The sequence below is a fragment of the Streptococcus sp. 9903 genome (assembly GCF_013276625.1).
In the GTDB taxonomy this organism is placed as follows: Bacteria; Bacillota; Bacilli; order Lactobacillales; family Streptococcaceae; genus Streptococcus.
Genome location: NZ_VMLI01000023.1, coordinates 53,575 through 70,517 on the forward strand (window position 1 = coordinate 53,575; position 16,943 = coordinate 70,517).

The window sequence follows — 16,943 nt, forward strand, 5'->3', positions numbered from 1 at the left end:
GATATGACAAAACTAATCTTTATGGGGACACCCGACTTTTCAGCAACAGTTTTAAAAGGGCTTTTGACAGATGACCGTTACGAAATTCTAGCCGTTGTGACCCAGCCAGACCGCGCTGTCGGACGTAAAAAAGTGATTCAGGAAACCCCAGTTAAACAAGCTGCCAAAGAAGCGGGTCTTCCAATCTACCAACCTGAAAAATTATCTGGAAGTCCAGAGATGGAAGCTATTATGAAGCTAGGAGCAGATGGAATTGTGACTGCCGCATTTGGGCAGTTTCTCCCAAGCAAACTCCTTGATAGCATGGGCTTTGCGGTCAATGTTCATGCTTCCCTCCTTCCTAAACACCGTGGTGGTGCACCTATCCATTATGCCCTGATTCAAGGGGATGAGGAAGCTGGTGTGACCATTATGGAGATGGTTAAGGAAATGGATGCAGGGGATATGATTTCTCGTCGTAGCATTCCGATCACAGATGAGGACAATGTTGGCACCTTGTTTGAAAAATTGGCTCTAGTTGGTCGTGATTTGCTTTTGGACACTTTGCCTGCCTATATTGCTGGGGAAATCAAACCTGAACCGCAGGATCCAAGTCAGGTCACTTTCTCGCCAAATATCAAGCCAGAAGAAGAAAAATTGGACTGGAATAAAAGCAATCGTCAACTCTTTAACCAAATCCGTGGAATGAACCCCTGGCCTGTTGCCCATACTTTCCTTAAGGGTGAGCGCTTTAAGATTTATGAAGCTCTACCAGTAGAAGGTCAGGGAAATCCAGGTGAGATCCTCTCTATTGGCAAGAAAGAATTGATTGTCGCAACGACAGAAGGAGCTCTATCTCTCAAACAAGTGCAACCAGCTGGTAAGCCTCAGATGGACATTGCTTCCTTCCTCAACGGAGTTGGACGGACATTGACTGTAGGAGAACGATTTGGTGACTAAAGTAGAAACGGCTAGAAGTATAGCCCTAGCAGTATTAGAGGATGTCTTTATCAATCAAGCATACTCAAATATCGCCTTAAATAAGCACCTCAAGGGAAGTCAACTTTCAGCAGCGGACAAGGGTTTGGTGACCGAGCTGGTCTATGGAACGGTAGCCCGTAAACTGACTCTGGAATGGTACTTATCCCACTTTATCGAAGACAGAGACCAGTTAGACAGTTGGCTTTATGTCCTTCTTCTCATGAGTGCCTACCAACTCCGCTATTTGGATAAGATTCCAGATCATGCTGTGGTCAATGAAGCAGTGGAATTGGCCAAAGTTCGTAAAAAAGGCAGTGAAAAATTAGTCAACGCCGTCCTTCGTCGTATTCTGCGTGAAGGCTGGCCAGATATTGCTAGCATCAAACGAAAAAACAAACGTGATTCCATTGCCTATTCTCTCCCGGTTTGGCTAGTTGCCAAGCTCAAGGAAGAATACGGAGAAGAGCGAGCGCAAGCTATTTTTGAAAGCCTTTTGGTGCGTAACAAGGCCAGCATCCGAGTGACTGATTTAAGCCGAAAAGAGGAAATCCGAACCTTGTTGGAGGCCAGTGATTCATCCTTGTCTCCTTCTGGTTTGGTTAAGGAGCAGGGGCATTTTGCAGGCCATGATTTGTTTGCAGATGGAGCGATTACCATCCAAGACGAGTCCAGTCAGCTGGTTGCTCCGACGCTTGATTTACAAGGTAATGAGCAGGTTCTAGATGCCTGTGCGGCTCCGGGTGGGAAAACAGCCCATATAGCCTCTTATCTCACGACAGGTCAGGTTACGGCTCTGGACTTGTACGACCATAAGTTGGACTTAATCCAAGAAAATGCCCAACGTCTGGGAGTTGCAGATCGGGTTCAAAGGCAAAAATTGGATGCCAGAAAGGTGCATGAGTTTTTTGGTCAGGATTCATTTGATAAGATTTTGGTGGATGCTCCCTGTTCAGGAATTGGTCTTCTGCGTCGCAAACCAGATATCAAATACAATAAAGAAACGGCAGATTTCGCGTCCTTACAGGAAATTCAGCTAGAAATATTAGGTAGTGTTTGTCAAACACTAGGCAAAGGTGGTATAATAACTTATAGTACCTGTACTATTGTCTCAGAGGAGAATTTTCAAGTCGTTGAGGCGTTTTTAGAAAGTCATCCTGAGTTCGAGCAGGTAAAACTAGAACATGAATGTAAGGATATCATGAAAGACGGATGTATCCTCATTACACCTGAATTGTATGGAAGTGATGGATTCTTCATCAGTCAATTTCGCAAGATATCGGATTAGGAAGGAACTGACACATGGAAATTTCATTATTAACAGATGTTGGTCAGAAACGAACAAATAACCAAGACTATGTCAACCACTATGTCAATAGAGCTGGGCGTACCATGATTATTTTAGCTGATGGGATGGGAGGTCATCGCGCAGGGAATATCGCTAGTGAAATGGCGGTAACAGACCTAGGTATAGCTTGGGTCGATACCCAAATCGATACAGTCAATGAAGTGCGTGAATGGTTCGCCCATTACCTAGAAATTGAAAATCAAAAGATTCACCAGCTTGGTCAGGATGAAGCTTACAGAGGCATGGGAACTACTTTGGAAGTCCTTGCTATTATTGGCAATCAAGCTATCTATGCTCATATTGGTGATTCGCGTATCGGCTTGATTCGTGGAGAAGAATACCATCAGTTGACGAGCGACCATTCTTTGGTCAATGAATTGCTCAAGGCTGGTCAATTGACACCAGAAGAGGCAGAAGCTCACCCGCAAAAAAATATTATCACCCAGTCTATTGGGCAAAAAGATGAAATTCAGCCTGATTTTGGGACAGTTATCCTTGAGTCAGGTGACTATCTCTTGCTCAATAGTGACGGCTTAACCAACATGATTTCAGGCAGTGAGATTCGTGATATTGTAACCAGTGATATTCCTTTAGCAGATAAGACGGAGACACTTGTTCGTTTTGCTAACAATGCAGGAGGTTTAGACAACATTACGGTTGTCCTTGTTTCTATGAACGAGGAGGATGCAGAATGATCCAAATCGGCAAGATTTTTGCCGGGCGCTATCGGATTGTCAAACAGATTGGTCGAGGAGGCATGGCGGATGTCTACCTAGCCAAAGACTTAATCTTAGATGGGGAAGAAGTGGCAGTGAAGGTTCTGAGGACCAACTACCAGACGGACCCGATAGCTGTAGCTCGTTTTCAGCGTGAAGCGAGAGCTATGGCAGATTTAGACCATCCTCATATCGTTCGGATAACAGATATTGGCGAGGAAGACGGTCAACAGTACCTTGCTATGGAGTATGTGGCTGGACTTGACCTTAAACGCTATATCAAGGAACATTATCCTCTTTCTAATGAAGAAGCTGTCCGTATCATGGGACAAATTCTCTTGGCTATGCGTTTGGCCCATACCAGAGGAATTGTTCACAGGGACTTGAAACCTCAAAATATCCTTTTGACACCAGATGGGACTGTCAAGGTTACAGACTTTGGGATTGCAGTAGCCTTTGCTGAGACGAGTCTGACTCAGACTAACTCGATGCTGGGGTCGGTGCATTACTTGTCACCAGAGCAGGCGCGTGGCTCTAAGGCGACTGTACAAAGTGATATCTATGCCATGGGGATTATCTTCTATGAGATGCTGACAGGCCATATCCCTTATGATGGGGATAGTGCAGTGACCATCGCCCTCCAGCATTTCCAAAAGCCCCTGCCGTCCGTTATTGCTGAGAATCCATCTGTGCCCCAGGCTTTGGAGAATGTTGTTATCAAGGCAACTGCTAAGAAATTGACAGATCGCTACAAATCAGTAGCTGAAATGTATGTGGACTTGTCTAGTAGTTTGTCTTATAATCGTCGCAATGAACCAAAGCTGGTCTTTGATGATGCGACTAAGGCGGACACCAAGACTCTACCAAAAGTATCCCAGAGCACCTTGACTTCGATTCCTAAGGTTCAAGCGCAGACAGAACACAAACCAATCAAAAAAACAAGCCAGGTTGTGACAGAGGAAACTTACCAACCACAAGCACCGAAAAAACGTAGATTTAAGATGCGTTACCTGATTTTTTTGGCCAGCATTGTGTTGGTGGCAGCTTCTCTTATTTGGATACTATCCAGAACTCCTGCAACCATTGCCATTCCAGATGTGGCAGGTCAGACAGTTGCGGAAGCCAAGGAAACCCTCAAGAAAGCCAATTTTGAGATTGGCGAGGAGAAGTCAGAGGCCAGTGAAAAGGTGGAAGAGGGGCGGATTATCCGTACAGATCCTGGCGCTGGAACTGGTCGAAAAGAAGGAACGAAAATCAATTTGGTTGTCTCATCAGGCAAGCAATCTTTCCAAATTAGTAATTATGTCGGCCGGAAATCCTCTGATGTCATAGCGGAATTAAAAGAGAAAAAAGTTCCAGATAATTTGATTAAAATTGAGGAAGAAGAGTCGAATGAGAGTGAGGCTGGAACGGTCATGAAGCAAAGTTTACCAGAAGGTACGACCTATGACTTGAGCAAGGCAACTCAAATCGTCTTGACAGTAGCTAAAAAAGCTACGACGATTCAATTAGGGAACTATATTGGACGGAACTCTACAGAAGTCATCTCGGAACTCAAGCAGAAGAAGGTTCCTGAGAATTTGATTAAGATAGAGGAAGAAGAGTCCAGCGAAAGCGAACCAGGAACGATTATGAAACAAAGTCCAGGTGCAGGTATCCCTTATGATTTGAGTAAACCTACTCAAATCGTCTTGACAGTAGCTAAAAAAGTTACAAGTGTTGCCATGCCGAGCTACATTGGTTCCAGCTTGGAGTTTACTAAGAATAATTTGATTCAAATTGTTGGGATTAAGGAAGCCAATATAGAAGTTGTAGAAGTGTCGACAGCTCCCGCTGGAACTGCTGAAGGTACAGTCGTTGAACAAAGTCCTAGAGCAGGTGAAAAGGTAGACCTCAATAAGACTAGAGTCAAGATTTCAATCTACAAACCTAAAACAAGTTCAGCTACTCCTTAAAATCAGATGGATAATCAAAATGAGTAATCAATCTTTGTCATGATTTCATGGCAAAGATTTTTTTTGACTCCAGATTTGTGATAAAATAGAGGGAGTTGATAAAAGGAGGAATGCATGGAAGAGTCAAAAGAATTAAATGCAGTTATTGATGTGATTATGCTAGCGGGGACTATTCTCCTTAAAAGTGGCTCAGAAATTCATCGTGTAGAAGATACCATGATTCGGATTGCGCATTCGCAGGGGATTGTGGATTGCAATGTCCTTGCCATGCCTGCTGCCATCTTTTTCTCCATTGAAAATACCAATATTTCGCGCATGAAGCGCGTGACCTCCTCTTCTTATAACATCGAAAAAGTCTGCGATGTCAACCAGATTTCTCGTCAGCTGGTTGGGGGGCAGATTGATTTAGAAACAGCCTTTAAGCAATTGACGGCCTTGCAAGCCCAACCCCTTCCCTATACTAAGTTGCAGGTAACTTTAGCTGCGACCTTAAGTGCTCCTTTCTTTTCGGTTATGTTTAGTGGAAATATCTACGACGCACTTGGGGCAGGAGTGGCGACCTTATTTGGTTTTGCCTTTTCCCTCTATGTGGAGAAGTTTATCCGAATTCCTTTTGTAACAGCCTTTGCTGGGGCCTTCGTCTTTGGAATGATTGCCCAGTTTTGGGCTCGCTACACAGGCTTTCCTTCAACGGCAGACTTGATTATAGCTGGTGCGGTCATGCCTTTTGTACCAGGGATTGCCTTGACTAATGCCGTTCGTGATATTATGACTAACCACATAAACTCTGGTATGAGCAAGATGTTTGAATCCCTGCTCATTACCCTTGCTTTAGGGGCGGGAACTTCTGTCGCCTTGGTATTGATGAACTAATATGATACTAACAACCTTTTTATTACAAGCAGTAGCAAGTCTTCTTGCTATTATTACCTTTCTAATCGTACTCAATGTTCAGCGGTCCATGCTCTTACCAGGAGGGATTTTGGGCATGGCTGTCTGGCTAATTTATCTCTTGCTTAAAGAACCGACCAATGTTATCGTAGCCACCTTCATTGCGGCTATTATCGGTTCTTGTATCAGCCAGATTTTAAGTATTCTTTATAAGACTCCTGCCGTAGTCTTTATCTTGGCCATCTTGGCACCCTTGGTTCCGGGTTATCTCTCCTATCGGACAACTGCCTTTTTTGTGACAGGGGATTATAATAAAGCGCTGGCAAGTGCGACCTTGGTTGTCATGCTGGCCCTGGTCATTTCCATTGGAATGGCTAGTGGAACAGTGATTCTCAGACTGTATCATTATATAAAAACACATTGAGCATTGGGGAATTTACAGAAATAAAAGAATTTTCTGAAAAATGAGATAAATATAGTGACAAGGCTTTCTATATGTGCTATTCTATATATAGAAAGGAGGAAAAATCATGAAAAAATCACTATTTTTCTTATTGTCTGTAAGTCTACTGACTTTGTTGTTTATCCCAGTCATGGTTTCTAGTTCGGGTTCAGAGTTTCAAAGTGGATGGCAAGAGAATCAGTTGATTGCTGAAAAGGTTAGTAAAACACTTGACAAGACATTTGATAAGGATGTCAGAGAAATTCCGACCAGTCAGTTTTATCAAGAATTTGTAGATGAGATGGGAAGAACTTACTCAGGAAATTTAATCCTCCAGGAACTGATAACTGAGAATGGGGCTTATAAAGCTACTTATGTTGGTGAACTCTCTAGCAACTGATCATTCTTTAAAATTATTACCAATAAGAGGCTTGATTTGGTGAATCAAGTCTTTTTTCTCTCTTTTACTACCATTTGTGATAAAATAGTACTGAACGATTTTTTACATGAATGATAAAACAGAGGTAAATATGACAATCGGTATTGATAAGATTGGTTTTGCGACCAGTCAATATGTCTTGAAATTACAAGACTTAGCAGAAGCGAGGGGAATTGACCCTGAAAAATTAAGCAAAGGACTCTTACTCGAGGAATTGAGTATTGCGCCCTTGACTGAGGATATCGTGACCTTGGCGGCCAGTGCTAGTGACTCTATTTTAACTGAGCAAGAAAGACAAGAAATCGATATGGTCATTGTGGCGACTGAGTCAGGAATTGACCAAAGTAAAGCTGCAGCCGTCTTTGTACATGGTTTGCTGGGCATCCAGCCCTTTGCTCGTAGTTTCGAGATTAAAGAAGCCTGCTATGGAGCGACAGCTGCCCTTCATTATGCCAAATTGCATGTGGAAAATTCTCCAGAGTCCAAGGTCTTGGTCATTGCCAGTGATATTGCCAAATACGGTATTGAAACTCCAGGAGAACCAACTCAGGGTGCTGGAAGTGTGGCCATGTTGATTACACAAAATCCACGCATGATGGCCTTTAATAATGACAATGTAGCTCAAACCCGTGACATCATGGATTTTTGGCGTCCAAATTACTCGACAACTCCTTATGTAAATGGTGTCTATTCTACCCAACAATATTTGGATAGTTTGAAAACGACTTGGCTGGAATATCAAAAACGCTACCAGCTTACTTTAGATGATTTTGCGGCGGTTTGCTTCCACTTGCCTTATCCTAAATTAGCGCTAAAAGGCTTGAAAAAAATCATGGATAAGAGCCTGCCTCAAGAGAAAAAAGACCTCTTGCAAAAGCATTTTGATCAGTCTATTCTCTACAGTCAAAAGGTGGGGAATATCTATACAGGTTCTCTCTTCCTTGGGCTTCTATCTCTCTTGGAAAATACAGATAGCTTGAAGGCTGGGGATAAAATTGCCCTTTATAGTTACGGAAGTGGGGCCGTAGCTGAGTTCTTTAGTGGTGAATTGGTTGAAGGATACGAAGCTTATCTGGATAAAGACCGTTTGAATAAGCTCAACCAACGAACTGCCCTGTCTGTTGCAGACTATGAAAAAGTCTTCTTTGAGGAAGTAGACTTGGATGAAACAAATTCTGCCCAGTTTGCTGGCTATGAAAATCAAGATTTTGCCTTGGTTGAAATTGTTGACCACCAACGCCGTTATAGCAAGGTTGAAAAATAATGAAGATAAGTTGGAATGGATTTTCTAAAAAATCATACCAAGAGCGCCTCGAGCTGTTAAAAACTCAGGCGCTCCTTAGTCCTGAGAGACAAGAGAGTCTGGAGCAGGATGAACAAATTAGCGTGACTGTCGCAGACCAGCTGAGTGAGAATGTAGTGGGAACTTTTTCTCTGCCTTATTCGCTGGTCCCAGAGGTTCTCGTTAACGGTCAGGAATACACAGTTCCCTATGTGACAGAAGAACCGTCCGTGGTTGCTGCGGCTAGCTATGCCAGCAAAATCATCAAGCGAGCAGGTGGCTTTACTGCTCAAGTGCATGAGCGTAAGATGATTGGACAGGTAGCCCTTTATCAAGTTGCTAATCCTGAACAAGCCCAAGAGAAGATTGCAAACAAAAAGACTGAGCTCTTGGAACTTGCCAATCAAGCCTATCCTTCTATCGTTAAACGCGGGGGCGGGGCTCGTGATTTACATGTAGAACAGATTAAAGGTGAAACAGACTTTCTCGTTGTTTATCTTCATGTCGATACCCAAGAAGCTATGGGAGCCAATATGCTCAACACCATGCTGGAAGCCTTGAAACCAGTCTTAGAAGAACTTAGTCAGGGACAGAGTCTTATGGGGATCCTGTCCAACTACGCGACCGATTCTCTGGTGACTGCAAGCTGTCGCCTCGCCTTTCGCTACTTGAGTCGCCAAAAGGATCAAGGACGAGACATTGCAGAGAAAATGGCTTTGGCTAGCCAGTTTGCACAGGCTGATCCTTATCGAGCTGCTACTCACAATAAAGGGATTTTTAATGGTATTGATGCCATTTTGATTGCCACTGGTAATGACTGGCGTGCCATCGAAGCTGGGGCCCATACCTTTGCCAGTCGAGATGGACATTACCAAGGTCTTAGTCAATGGACGCTGGACATGGAAAGAGAAGAATTGGTGGGCCAGCTGACCTTACCTATGCCTGTAGCGACCAAGGGCGGTTCTATCGGTCTCAACCCTCGTGTAGCCCTCAGTCATGAACTACTGGGAAATCCTTCTGCCAAAGAATTAGCCCAGATTATCGTGTCTATCGGACTTGCCCAAAACTTTGCAGCCCTGAAAGCTTTAGTCAGCACAGGAATTCAGCAAGGCCACATGAAATTGCAGGCCAAATCCTTGGCTCTCCTAGCAGGTGCTAGTGAGTTTGAAGTTGCTCCCCTAATCGAGCGTCTTATCGCAGATAAAACCTTTAACCTAGAGACAGCCCAGCGCTACCTAGAAAATTTAAGATCATAAAAAACTCAGACGAATTCGGTCTGAGTTTTCTTGTGCTTATACTCTTCGAAAATCTCTTCAAACCACGCCAGCTTCGCCTTGCCATAGATATATGTAACTGACTTTGTCAGTCTTATCTACAACCTCAAAGCAGTGCTTTGAGCAACCTGCGGCTAGTTTCCTAGTTTGCTCTTTGATTTTCATTGAGTATTAAATACTTTTTCCTGGTAATAGAGTAACTGGTAAGAAGTAACCAGTTGTGGCAACTTCCTTGCCTTCGATTTTTTGCAAGAGGAGGTCAACAGTGAGGCAGGCAATCTCTTCCAAAGGTTGTTTCACGGTCGTCAAATGAGGATAGTAATTCTCGATGAAGTAGGTACCATCGTAGCCGATGACCTTGAGTTCTTCTGGGACAGAAATGCCTAGCTCCTGAGCGATTTTAATGACCAGAATAGCTGTCAAATCATCTGAAGCAAAAATGGCATCTGGTTTTTGTCGAGTTAAGATATTCTTGATTTCCATTTCTTTTCTGACAGGAGAAAAGTCACTGGAAACATTGATAATAGGAGCTTGGGGGAGCACAGAAGCAAAACCAGCGTGGCGTAGCCCAGTTGGCGAATTGGAATTGTCATTCCCTGTGATCATGATGATAGATTGGGCGCCTGTCTTAACCAAGGTCTGGGCAGCAAGAACACCACCAGCATAGTTGTCAGAAGAAACGACAGGGATGTCTGGTGACAGGTTGCGGTCAAAGGAAATAATCGGCGCTGTCACGCGATTGTAGTCTTCGATTCCCAAGTTGTGACTACCAGAAATGATGCCGTCTACCTGATTGGCTTCCAACATTTCGATGTATTCGCGTTCCTTCTCAGAGTCGTGTTCGCTGTTGCAGATGATGGTCTTATAACCATTTTTGAAGAGTTGGTGCTCCAGCTTATCAATCAATTCTGCATAGAAAACGTTGGAAATATTGGGGAAAATCAAGCCGATTAACTTAGCCGATTTTCCTTGCAGACTACGGGCTAGGTTGTTGGGTTTATAGCCCAATTCCCGCATGGCTTCATTTACCTTTTGAATGGTTTTCTCAGAGAGATAACCTTTTTTATTGATAACCCGTGAGACGGTAGTAGGGCTGACGCCTGCAAGTTTGGCGACATCAGTTAGTTTTGCGACCATAATCTAATTCATAGTAAGTTCCGGTTGGATTTCCAGATTTGATCAGGATACCATTTTGGTCCGCATGTGGGAAGACACGACCAGAAAATACTTTTTCTCCTTTATTGATGAAAATTTCAAAGACAGAGTTATCGATGAAGATAGTAGCAGTAGTAGCTTGATTGTCGATAGGGCAAGAACGTGTAGTTCCAAATTCTTGGGCATACTGTTCTCCAGCCAGGCTACGATCTACTGTCACTTGACCATTTACAAGGTCAAAATTGATTGAAAGTCCCTTACCTTCTTTATCAGCAAGTAGGACAATTTCGCTCTGGCTATTAGCTTCCAAGTTGAGTTCGAGTTCGTATGTGTTCTTGGTTTGAATACGATTTGAGAAGGCTTCTTTAGAGGCACGAAGGTTCTTGATAGCTGCAACTGGGTATTGGTAGAGCTTGCCGTCTTTGATAGTGAGTTCCTTGACCAAAGAGAAGGTTCCTTGGTGGTCAAAACGGTCAGATGGATATGAAACATCAGGTAAACCAAGCCAGCTAACAGCTAGAGCACGTCCATCAGGAGCGTTGAAGGCTTGAGTTGCATAGGCTTCGAAACCATAGTCCATGTTTTGAAGTTGAGATACATCTACCATTTTAGCATTTTCAGGGTCAAAGGAAGCCCCGATTTTATACATATTTGGATAAATATTGTCGTAGTCTAGAACTTTTTTATCCAATCCTTGTGGGCAGTAGAGAAGGACAGGTTGTTCCCCTACAAAGACCAGATTTGGACATTCCATCATGTAGGCAGTACGGTCGTTAGCAAAGTCAAGGTTGCCAACGGCTTGCCAGTTTGTATAGTCGTTGTCTACAGCCTTGTAGAGACGGACGAAGCCTTGTTTCTCCAAGTCCTGTCCACCGACGATAGCATAGTATTGGCCCTTGAAGTTAAAAATTTGCGGATCACGGAAGTGGTCAGTAGAGTCTGCTGGCTGGTCGATTAAGATCTTATCAATCTTTGTAATCTTGCCATCCTTATCCATCAAAGCTCCAATCTGGTAAGGGTGACGGATCCAGTTTTCATCGCGGACATTTCCTGTATAAAATAGGAACAAGTTATCGCCAAACTGCATGGCAGAACCAGAGTAGGCACCGTGGCTATCTAATGGAGTATCTGGTAAAACTTTGATTCCAGTTTCTTTAAAGTGAATCAAATCATCACTTTCTAGCTGTGCCCAAGATTTTAAACCGTGGGCTGCACCAAAAGGAAAGTTTTGGTAAAAGAGGATCCACTTGCCATCAAAGTAAGAAAAGCCATTTGGGTCGTTGAGAAGTCCTGTTTTTGGCTCAACATGGTAATGAGTATGCCATGGAGATTGTGCTATATTTTTCTTTATATTTTGAATTTCTTCTTGCGTCCAATCTTGATAAAGTCTGTAACGACGCTCAGTTGTCCATTCCATTCTTCTATTCCTCCAAAAATCTTATCACTTTTAATAGTAACCGTTTTCGGAAAAAAAAGCAAGACTTTTATGTTAAAAAAGAGAAAAAACTGTCAAACGTTTATCATAAAATAAATGCAGGAAATCAATCAAATTTTCACAAAAATATGAAAGAGAATGAAATAAAACCCTTTTAACCAAGATTTTAAACTTATTTTTTTAAGGAACACCTGATAAAACAGTCAAAATCAATCAATCTAAAGCGAGCAAACTAAGTGGATAGAATATTTTTTCTGCAAAACGCTTGACATATTTCTAAAACATGATAAAATAATAGTCGTAGGGCGAATAAAATCGCTTTCAAACAAGAACAAAATTTTATATAAGGAGATTTTTGCAAATGAACAATCAGGAAATTGCAAAAAAAGTCATCGATGCCTTGGGTGGACGTGAAAATGTCAACAGTGTAGCTCACTGTGCGACTCGTCTTCGTGTCATGGTCAAAGATGAAGGAAAAATCAATAAAGAAGTGATTGAGAACTTGGAAAAAGTTCAAGGTGCTTTCTTTAACTCAGGTCAATACCAAATCATCTTTGGTACTGGTACAGTAAACAAAATGTACGATGAAGTTGTTGCACTTGGTTTACCAACATCATCTAAAGATGACATGAAAGCAGAAGCTGCTAAACAAGGGAACTGGTTCCAACGTGCTATCCGTACTTTCGGTGACGTTTTCGTTCCAATCATCCCAGTTATCGTAGCGACAGGTCTCTTCATGGGTGTGCGTGGTCTTTTCATTGCTCTTGAAATGCCACTTCCAGGAGACTTTGCAACTTACACACAAATCTTGACAGATACAGCCTTCATCATCTTGCCAGGTTTGGTTGTTTGGTCAACCTTCCGTGTATTCGGTGGTAACCCTGCCGTTGGTATCGTTCTTGGTATGATGCTTGTTTCTGGCTCACTTCCAAACGCTTGGGCAGTTGCTTCAGGTGGTGAAGTAACAGCTATGAACTTCTTTGGTTTCATCCCTGTTGTTGGTTTGCAAGGTTCCGTTCTTCCAGCCTTCATCATCGGGGTTGTCGGAGCTAAATTTGAAAAAGCTGTCCGCAAGGTCGTTCCAGATGTCATTGACCTTTTGGTAACACCATTCGTGACACTTTTGGTTATGTCTATCCTTGGACTATTTGTCATCGGACCAGTCTTTCACGTTGTTGAAAACTACATCCTTATCGCGACAAAAGCGATCCTTAGTATGCCATTTGGTCTTGGTGGTTTCTTGATTGGTGGGGTTCACCAATTGATCGTCGTGTCAGGTGTGCACCATATCTTCAACTTGCTTGAAGTTCAATTGCTTGCTGCTGACCATGCTAACCCATTCAACGCTATCATCACTGCTGCTATGACAGCTCAAGGTGCTGCAACTGTTGCGGTTGGTGTTAAAACTAAAAATCCAAAACTAAAAACACTTGCTTTCCCAGCTGCTCTTTCTGCCTTCCTCGGTATTACAGAGCCTGCTATCTTCGGGGTGAACTTGCGCTTCCGCAAACCATTCTTCCTTTCATTGATTGCTGGTGCAATCGGTGGTGGATTGGCTTCTATCCTTGGACTTGCTGGTACTGGTAATGGTATCACCATCATCCCTGGTACAATGCTTTACATCGGTAACGGACAACTTGCCCAATACCTTCTTATGGTAGCTGTATCATTTGCACTTGGTTTTGCCCTCACTTACATGTTTGGTTATGAGGATGAAAAAGAAGTTGCTACTGAAGTAGAGACAGAACGTTTGGTCCAAGAAGAAACAACTGGTAACATTCCAGCAACTCTTCAAAATGAAACACTTGTAACTCCTATCGTCGGTGATGTTGTCGCTCTTGCTGATGTTAATGACCCTGTTTTCTCAAGCGGAGCTATGGGACAAGGTATCGCTGTGAAACCAAGTCAAGGTGTGGTCTATGCACCAGCTGATGCTGAAGTTTCAATTGCCTTTCCAACAGGACACGCTTTTGGTTTGAAAACAACTGATGGTGCTGAAGTTTTGATCCACGTTGGTATTGACACTGTGTCTATGAACGGTGACGGTTTTGAAGCAAAAGTTGCTCAAGGTGACAAGGTTAAAGCTGGCGATGTTCTTGGAACATTTGACTCAAACAAAATTGCTGCAGCTGGTCTTGATGATACAACAATGGTTATCGTTACAAATACAGCTGACTACGCTTCAGTAGCTCCAGTAGCAACAGGTTCAGTTGCTAAGGGGGATGCTGTGATCGAAGTGAAAATCTAATCAATCCTCTCTAATGTGAAAACGAACAAATGACATGTTTGTTCGTTTTTGCTTGAATGGTAAGATTTACAGAGGAAAATCTAAAAAATAGAGAAATTTAGACTTTCGAAATATGCTATAATAAAGAAAATAAAAACAAGAGGTTTATCATGACAAAATTATATGGAAGCTTGGAAGCGGGCGGTACAAAGTTTGTCTGTGCTGTCGGTGATGAAAACTTTAACGTTGTAGAAAAAACACAATTTCCAACAACAACTCCAATCGAAACAATCGATAAAACCATTGAGTTCTTCTCAAAATTCGACAACCTTGCTGGTCTTGCAGTTGGTTCATTTGGTCCGATTGATATTGATAAAAACTCAAAAACTTATGGCTTTATCACGACGACTCCAAAACCAAACTGGGCAAATGTGGACTTGCTTGGTGCCCTTCGTCGCGCCCTCAACGTGCCAATGTACTTCACAACCGACGTAAACAGCTCTGCCTATGGTGAAGTGGTTGCCCGTAACAATGCGGGTGGTCGTATCGAAAACTTGGTTTACTACACAATCGGTACAGGTATCGGTGCAGGTGTTATCCAACGTGGTGAGTTTATCGGTGGTGTGGGTCACCCTGAAATGGGTCATTATTATGTTGCTAGACACCCAATGGATATTGAAAAAGAGTTTAAGGGTGTTTGTCCTTTCCATAAGGGATGTCTGGAAGGCTATGCAGCTGGTCCAAGTTTGGAAGCTCGTACAGGTGTTCGTGGGGAAAACATTGAACTCAACAACCCTGTTTGGGATGTTCAAGCCTACTATATCGCTCAAGCTGCGGTTAATGCGACAGTGACTTTCCGCCCAGACGTGATTGTCTTTGGTGGAGGGGTCATGGCTCAACAACACATGCTGGACCGTGTCCGTGAGAAATTTACATCTCTTCTCAATGGCTACCTACCAGTACCTGATGTGCGTGATTACATCGTGACGCCAGCAGTCGCAGGAAATGGTTCTGCTACTCTTGGAAACTTTGTCCTTGCAAAAGAAGTTTCAAAATAAAGCACAAAATCCGCTTGGGAAACCAAACGGATTTTGTGGTTGCAAATAATATTTTTGAGCCTTTCCTTAAGTGATTACGGACGGTAGCGACTTTCTTCGAAATTCCATACCTAAACTTTGAGCCTAATGTCTCAAAGTTTCCGAATACCTGAAACCATTAGATTTCAGGTGTTTCTATCACGGCGGAAAGGCTAGGTAAGTCCTCGCCTTACTATCGAAAAATATGCATGATTTCCATACCAAAGTATATTTAGTATTAAGCTATAGTTAATCTACGCTTTAAAAATCCGCTTGGGAAACCAAACGGATTTTTTACGTGTCAAAGCATTTGCCAGAAAAAGTCAATAATATAGGTCAGACCGTAGGTATAAACCACGAGGGTAAAGGGCTTGGTCAGAATGATGATGATCATATAGCGCTTGAAACTCATCTTGGTCAAGGCAGCCAGCATACAGAGAAAGTCAGCTGGACTAATGGGCCAAATCATCATAAAGATAAAGAAACGGTCAAAACGATTGCCCTTGTCCAACCAGCCGATATACTTGTCATAGGTGCGCTTGCTGACGACAGACTGGACAAAGGCAGCCCCATAGAGGCGCACCAGATAAAAGATAATGGCACAGCCAATCACGATGCCGATATAGTTGTAGATAGTCCCGATGATGTGGCCGTAGATAAAGACCCCAGCCACCGAGGTCAAGGCCCCTGGAATGATAGGGACGACAGTCTGTAAAATCTGTAAAAAGATAAAGAAAGGTGGACCCCAGATGCCTGCCTGCTGGATAAAGGCAGAGAGGGTTTCCTTGGATTGTAAAATCCCAGCCTGATAAGCCCAAATACAGAAAATCAAACTCCCAACACCACCGACAATCGATGAGATGTTGATAACTTGCTGTAAAAGGGGAGAAACAGCTTTCATTTGTTTATCCTGTGACATGTAAACTCCTCATAGATAGTATAACTCTACTATACCATATTTTGGAGGAGAAAGGGGGAATGAGTCTTTTTGATGAGGAATAGAAAGTAAATAGGTATACTTCCTAAAGTTTACATGTATTCTAAGTTTAGAATAATCGTAATTCCATAAATTTACAAGTATTCTACGTTTCGAATAGCTTATCTGATATAATTTTGAGGCATTCGAGCTTTTGAATAGTCATCTTCTCTAAAGTTTAGATGTGTTCTGAAGCTAGAAAGACTAAAATCTAAAAATAATAAGAGTCTCTCTGATGGACGTAATTTATGTCTAGTATGAATCTTTTGAATCGTTAGTTAATTTTAATATTAATCAGTTCTGAAATAATTACTAAATATAGTTAGACGGTGAATGAATTATTGCTAAATTTCGAGTTCAAGTTAGCCATCCAGAAGTCTTCCCTGGGGGACTTGTATTTCAGGCATTTTTTAGGATAGTTGTTAATCCACTTTTCGATGAATGCGACTTCTTTGGGAATCGTTTTCTTAGTTTCCTTAGGTAACCATCTATGAATGAGCCTGTTGTGATTCTCATTAGTTCCCCTTTCCCAAGAGGCATAAGGATGTGCATAGTAGATATGTTCCTTAGAAAACATATCGGACAGGCGGTTGAATTCCGTTCCGTCCATTAGTAGATAAAGGATTACTCCTGCTTGAAATGACAGATGAACTTGTTTCTTATAAAAATGTTGTCAAGAAATTATTCGCTTTTTTCCAGAAGTTTTAGAGGAAGAGAACTTTATGGGGAAAAAGGAGTTACTCAAATAACAATTCAGGATCAAAAATAGA

The 16,943-nt window shown here is 42.5% G+C and carries 14 protein-coding genes and 1 pseudogene; 11 read left to right on the plus strand and 4 right to left on the minus strand.

Features of this window, described 5'->3' with window-relative positions; all coding sequences use genetic code 11:
- Positions 1–3 precede the first annotated feature (3 nt).
- The 9 genes from fmt to HT696_RS08770 all read left to right on the plus strand — a co-directional run bounded on the left by fmt (position 4) and on the right by HT696_RS08770 (position 9,286).
- A complete protein-coding gene (fmt, locus tag HT696_RS08730) occupies positions 4–939 on the plus strand; it encodes a methionyl-tRNA formyltransferase (RefSeq protein ID WP_173282473.1) in 936 nt (311 codons plus the stop codon).
- Positions 932–2,245, plus strand: a complete 1,314-nt coding sequence (gene rsmB, locus HT696_RS08735; RefSeq protein ID WP_173282474.1) for a 16S rRNA (cytosine(967)-C(5))-methyltransferase RsmB — start codon at positions 932–934, stop codon at positions 2,243–2,245. The genes fmt and rsmB overlap by 8 nt, the downstream gene beginning before the upstream one ends.
- Before the next feature lie 14 nt (positions 2,246–2,259).
- Positions 2,260–3,000: a Stp1/IreP family PP2C-type Ser/Thr phosphatase gene (locus HT696_RS08740; RefSeq protein WP_173282475.1), complete on the plus strand. Its 741-nt coding sequence runs from the start codon at positions 2,260–2,262 to the stop codon at positions 2,998–3,000.
- Positions 2,997–4,976, plus strand: coding sequence for a serine/threonine-protein kinase StkP (stkP, locus tag HT696_RS08745; RefSeq protein WP_166732302.1), 1,980 nt, complete (start codon positions 2,997–2,999; stop codon positions 4,974–4,976). The genes HT696_RS08740 and stkP overlap by 4 nt, the downstream gene beginning before the upstream one ends.
- A gap of 114 nt (positions 4,977–5,090) precedes the next feature.
- Positions 5,091–5,849 carry a threonine/serine exporter family protein gene (locus HT696_RS08750; protein WP_023943605.1) on the plus strand — a complete coding sequence of 253 codons (759 nt, stop codon included), beginning with the start codon at positions 5,091–5,093 and terminating at the stop codon, positions 5,847–5,849.
- 1 nt (position 5,850) lies between these two features.
- A complete protein-coding gene (locus HT696_RS08755) occupies positions 5,851–6,291 on the plus strand; it encodes a threonine/serine exporter family protein (protein ID WP_173283566.1) in 441 nt (146 codons plus the stop codon).
- A gap of 169 nt (positions 6,292–6,460) precedes the next feature.
- Positions 6,461–6,709, plus strand: coding sequence for a hypothetical protein (locus HT696_RS08760; protein WP_173282527.1), 249 nt, complete (start codon positions 6,461–6,463; stop codon positions 6,707–6,709).
- A 130-nt stretch (positions 6,710–6,839) separates the two neighbouring features.
- A complete protein-coding gene (locus HT696_RS08765) occupies positions 6,840–8,012 on the plus strand; it encodes a hydroxymethylglutaryl-CoA synthase (protein WP_050252772.1) in 1,173 nt (390 codons plus the stop codon).
- Complete coding sequence (locus tag HT696_RS08770) at positions 8,012–9,286, plus strand: hydroxymethylglutaryl-CoA reductase, degradative (RefSeq protein WP_173282477.1); 1,275 nt, start codon at positions 8,012–8,014, stop codon at positions 9,284–9,286. The genes HT696_RS08765 and HT696_RS08770 overlap by 1 nt, the downstream gene beginning before the upstream one ends.
- Positions 9,287–9,475: 189 nt before the next feature.
- On the opposite strand, the gene HT696_RS08775 is transcribed toward HT696_RS08770, so the two are convergent.
- On the minus strand, positions 9,476–10,441 hold the full coding sequence (locus HT696_RS08775; RefSeq protein WP_045612170.1) for a LacI family DNA-binding transcriptional regulator: 966 nt from the start codon (positions 10,439–10,441) through the stop codon (positions 9,476–9,478).
- Entirely contained in the window at positions 10,422–11,876 is a 1,455-nt protein-coding gene (locus tag HT696_RS08780) for a glycoside hydrolase family 32 protein (protein WP_173282478.1), read from the minus strand. The genes HT696_RS08775 and HT696_RS08780 overlap by 20 nt, the downstream gene beginning before the upstream one ends.
- A 379-nt stretch (positions 11,877–12,255) precedes the next feature.
- Here HT696_RS08780 and HT696_RS08785 point away from each other — a divergent pair, with 379 nt between their 5' ends.
- Both HT696_RS08785 and scrK read left to right on the plus strand, forming a co-directional pair.
- The gene (locus HT696_RS08785; protein WP_188110409.1) at positions 12,256–14,142 is read left to right on the plus strand and encodes a sucrose-specific PTS transporter subunit IIBC; all 1,887 of its coding nucleotides are present in this window, start codon (positions 12,256–12,258) and stop codon (positions 14,140–14,142) included.
- 149 nt (positions 14,143–14,291) lie between these two features.
- On the plus strand, positions 14,292–15,179 hold the full coding sequence (gene scrK, locus HT696_RS08790) for a fructokinase ScrK (RefSeq protein ID WP_000164310.1): 888 nt from the start codon (positions 14,292–14,294) through the stop codon (positions 15,177–15,179).
- Between the two features lie 319 nt (positions 15,180–15,498).
- Here the strand turns inward: scrK and HT696_RS08795 are convergent, their stop codons facing one another.
- Together HT696_RS08795 and HT696_RS08800 are read right to left on the minus strand one after the other, a co-directional pair.
- Positions 15,499–16,116: a TVP38/TMEM64 family protein gene (locus HT696_RS08795; RefSeq protein ID WP_164226650.1), complete on the minus strand. Its 618-nt coding sequence runs from the start codon at positions 16,114–16,116 to the stop codon at positions 15,499–15,501.
- A 379-nt stretch (positions 16,117–16,495) separates the two neighbouring features.
- A pseudogene (locus HT696_RS08800) lies at positions 16,496–16,798 on the minus strand (hypothetical protein); the annotation flags it as partial.
- Positions 16,799–16,943 lie beyond the last annotated feature (145 nt).

Coding starts and splice junctions, on each gene's coding strand:
- fmt (WP_173282473.1), top strand. CDS start 4: ATGACAAAACTAATCTTTATGGGGACACCCGACTTTTCAGCAACAGTT.
- HT696_RS08740 (WP_173282475.1), top strand. CDS start 2,260: ATGGAAATTTCATTATTAACAGATGTTGGTCAGAAACGAACAAATAAC.
- stkP (WP_166732302.1), top strand. CDS start 2,997: ATGATCCAAATCGGCAAGATTTTTGCCGGGCGCTATCGGATTGTCAAA.
- HT696_RS08750 (WP_023943605.1), top strand. CDS start 5,091: ATGGAAGAGTCAAAAGAATTAAATGCAGTTATTGATGTGATTATGCTA.
- HT696_RS08755 (WP_173283566.1), top strand. CDS start 5,851: ATGATACTAACAACCTTTTTATTACAAGCAGTAGCAAGTCTTCTTGCT.
- HT696_RS08760 (WP_173282527.1), top strand. CDS start 6,461: ATGGTTTCTAGTTCGGGTTCAGAGTTTCAAAGTGGATGGCAAGAGAAT.
- HT696_RS08765 (WP_050252772.1), top strand. CDS start 6,840: ATGACAATCGGTATTGATAAGATTGGTTTTGCGACCAGTCAATATGTC.
- HT696_RS08770 (WP_173282477.1), top strand. CDS start 8,012: ATGAAGATAAGTTGGAATGGATTTTCTAAAAAATCATACCAAGAGCGC.
- HT696_RS08775 (WP_045612170.1), bottom strand. CDS start 10,441: ATGGTCGCAAAACTAACTGATGTCGCCAAACTTGCAGGCGTCAGCCCT.
- HT696_RS08780 (WP_173282478.1), bottom strand. CDS start 11,876: ATGGAATGGACAACTGAGCGTCGTTACAGACTTTATCAAGATTGGACG.
- HT696_RS08785 (WP_188110409.1), top strand. CDS start 12,256: ATGAACAATCAGGAAATTGCAAAAAAAGTCATCGATGCCTTGGGTGGA.
- scrK (WP_000164310.1), top strand. CDS start 14,292: ATGACAAAATTATATGGAAGCTTGGAAGCGGGCGGTACAAAGTTTGTC.
- HT696_RS08795 (WP_164226650.1), bottom strand. CDS start 16,116: ATGTCACAGGATAAACAAATGAAAGCTGTTTCTCCCCTTTTACAGCAA.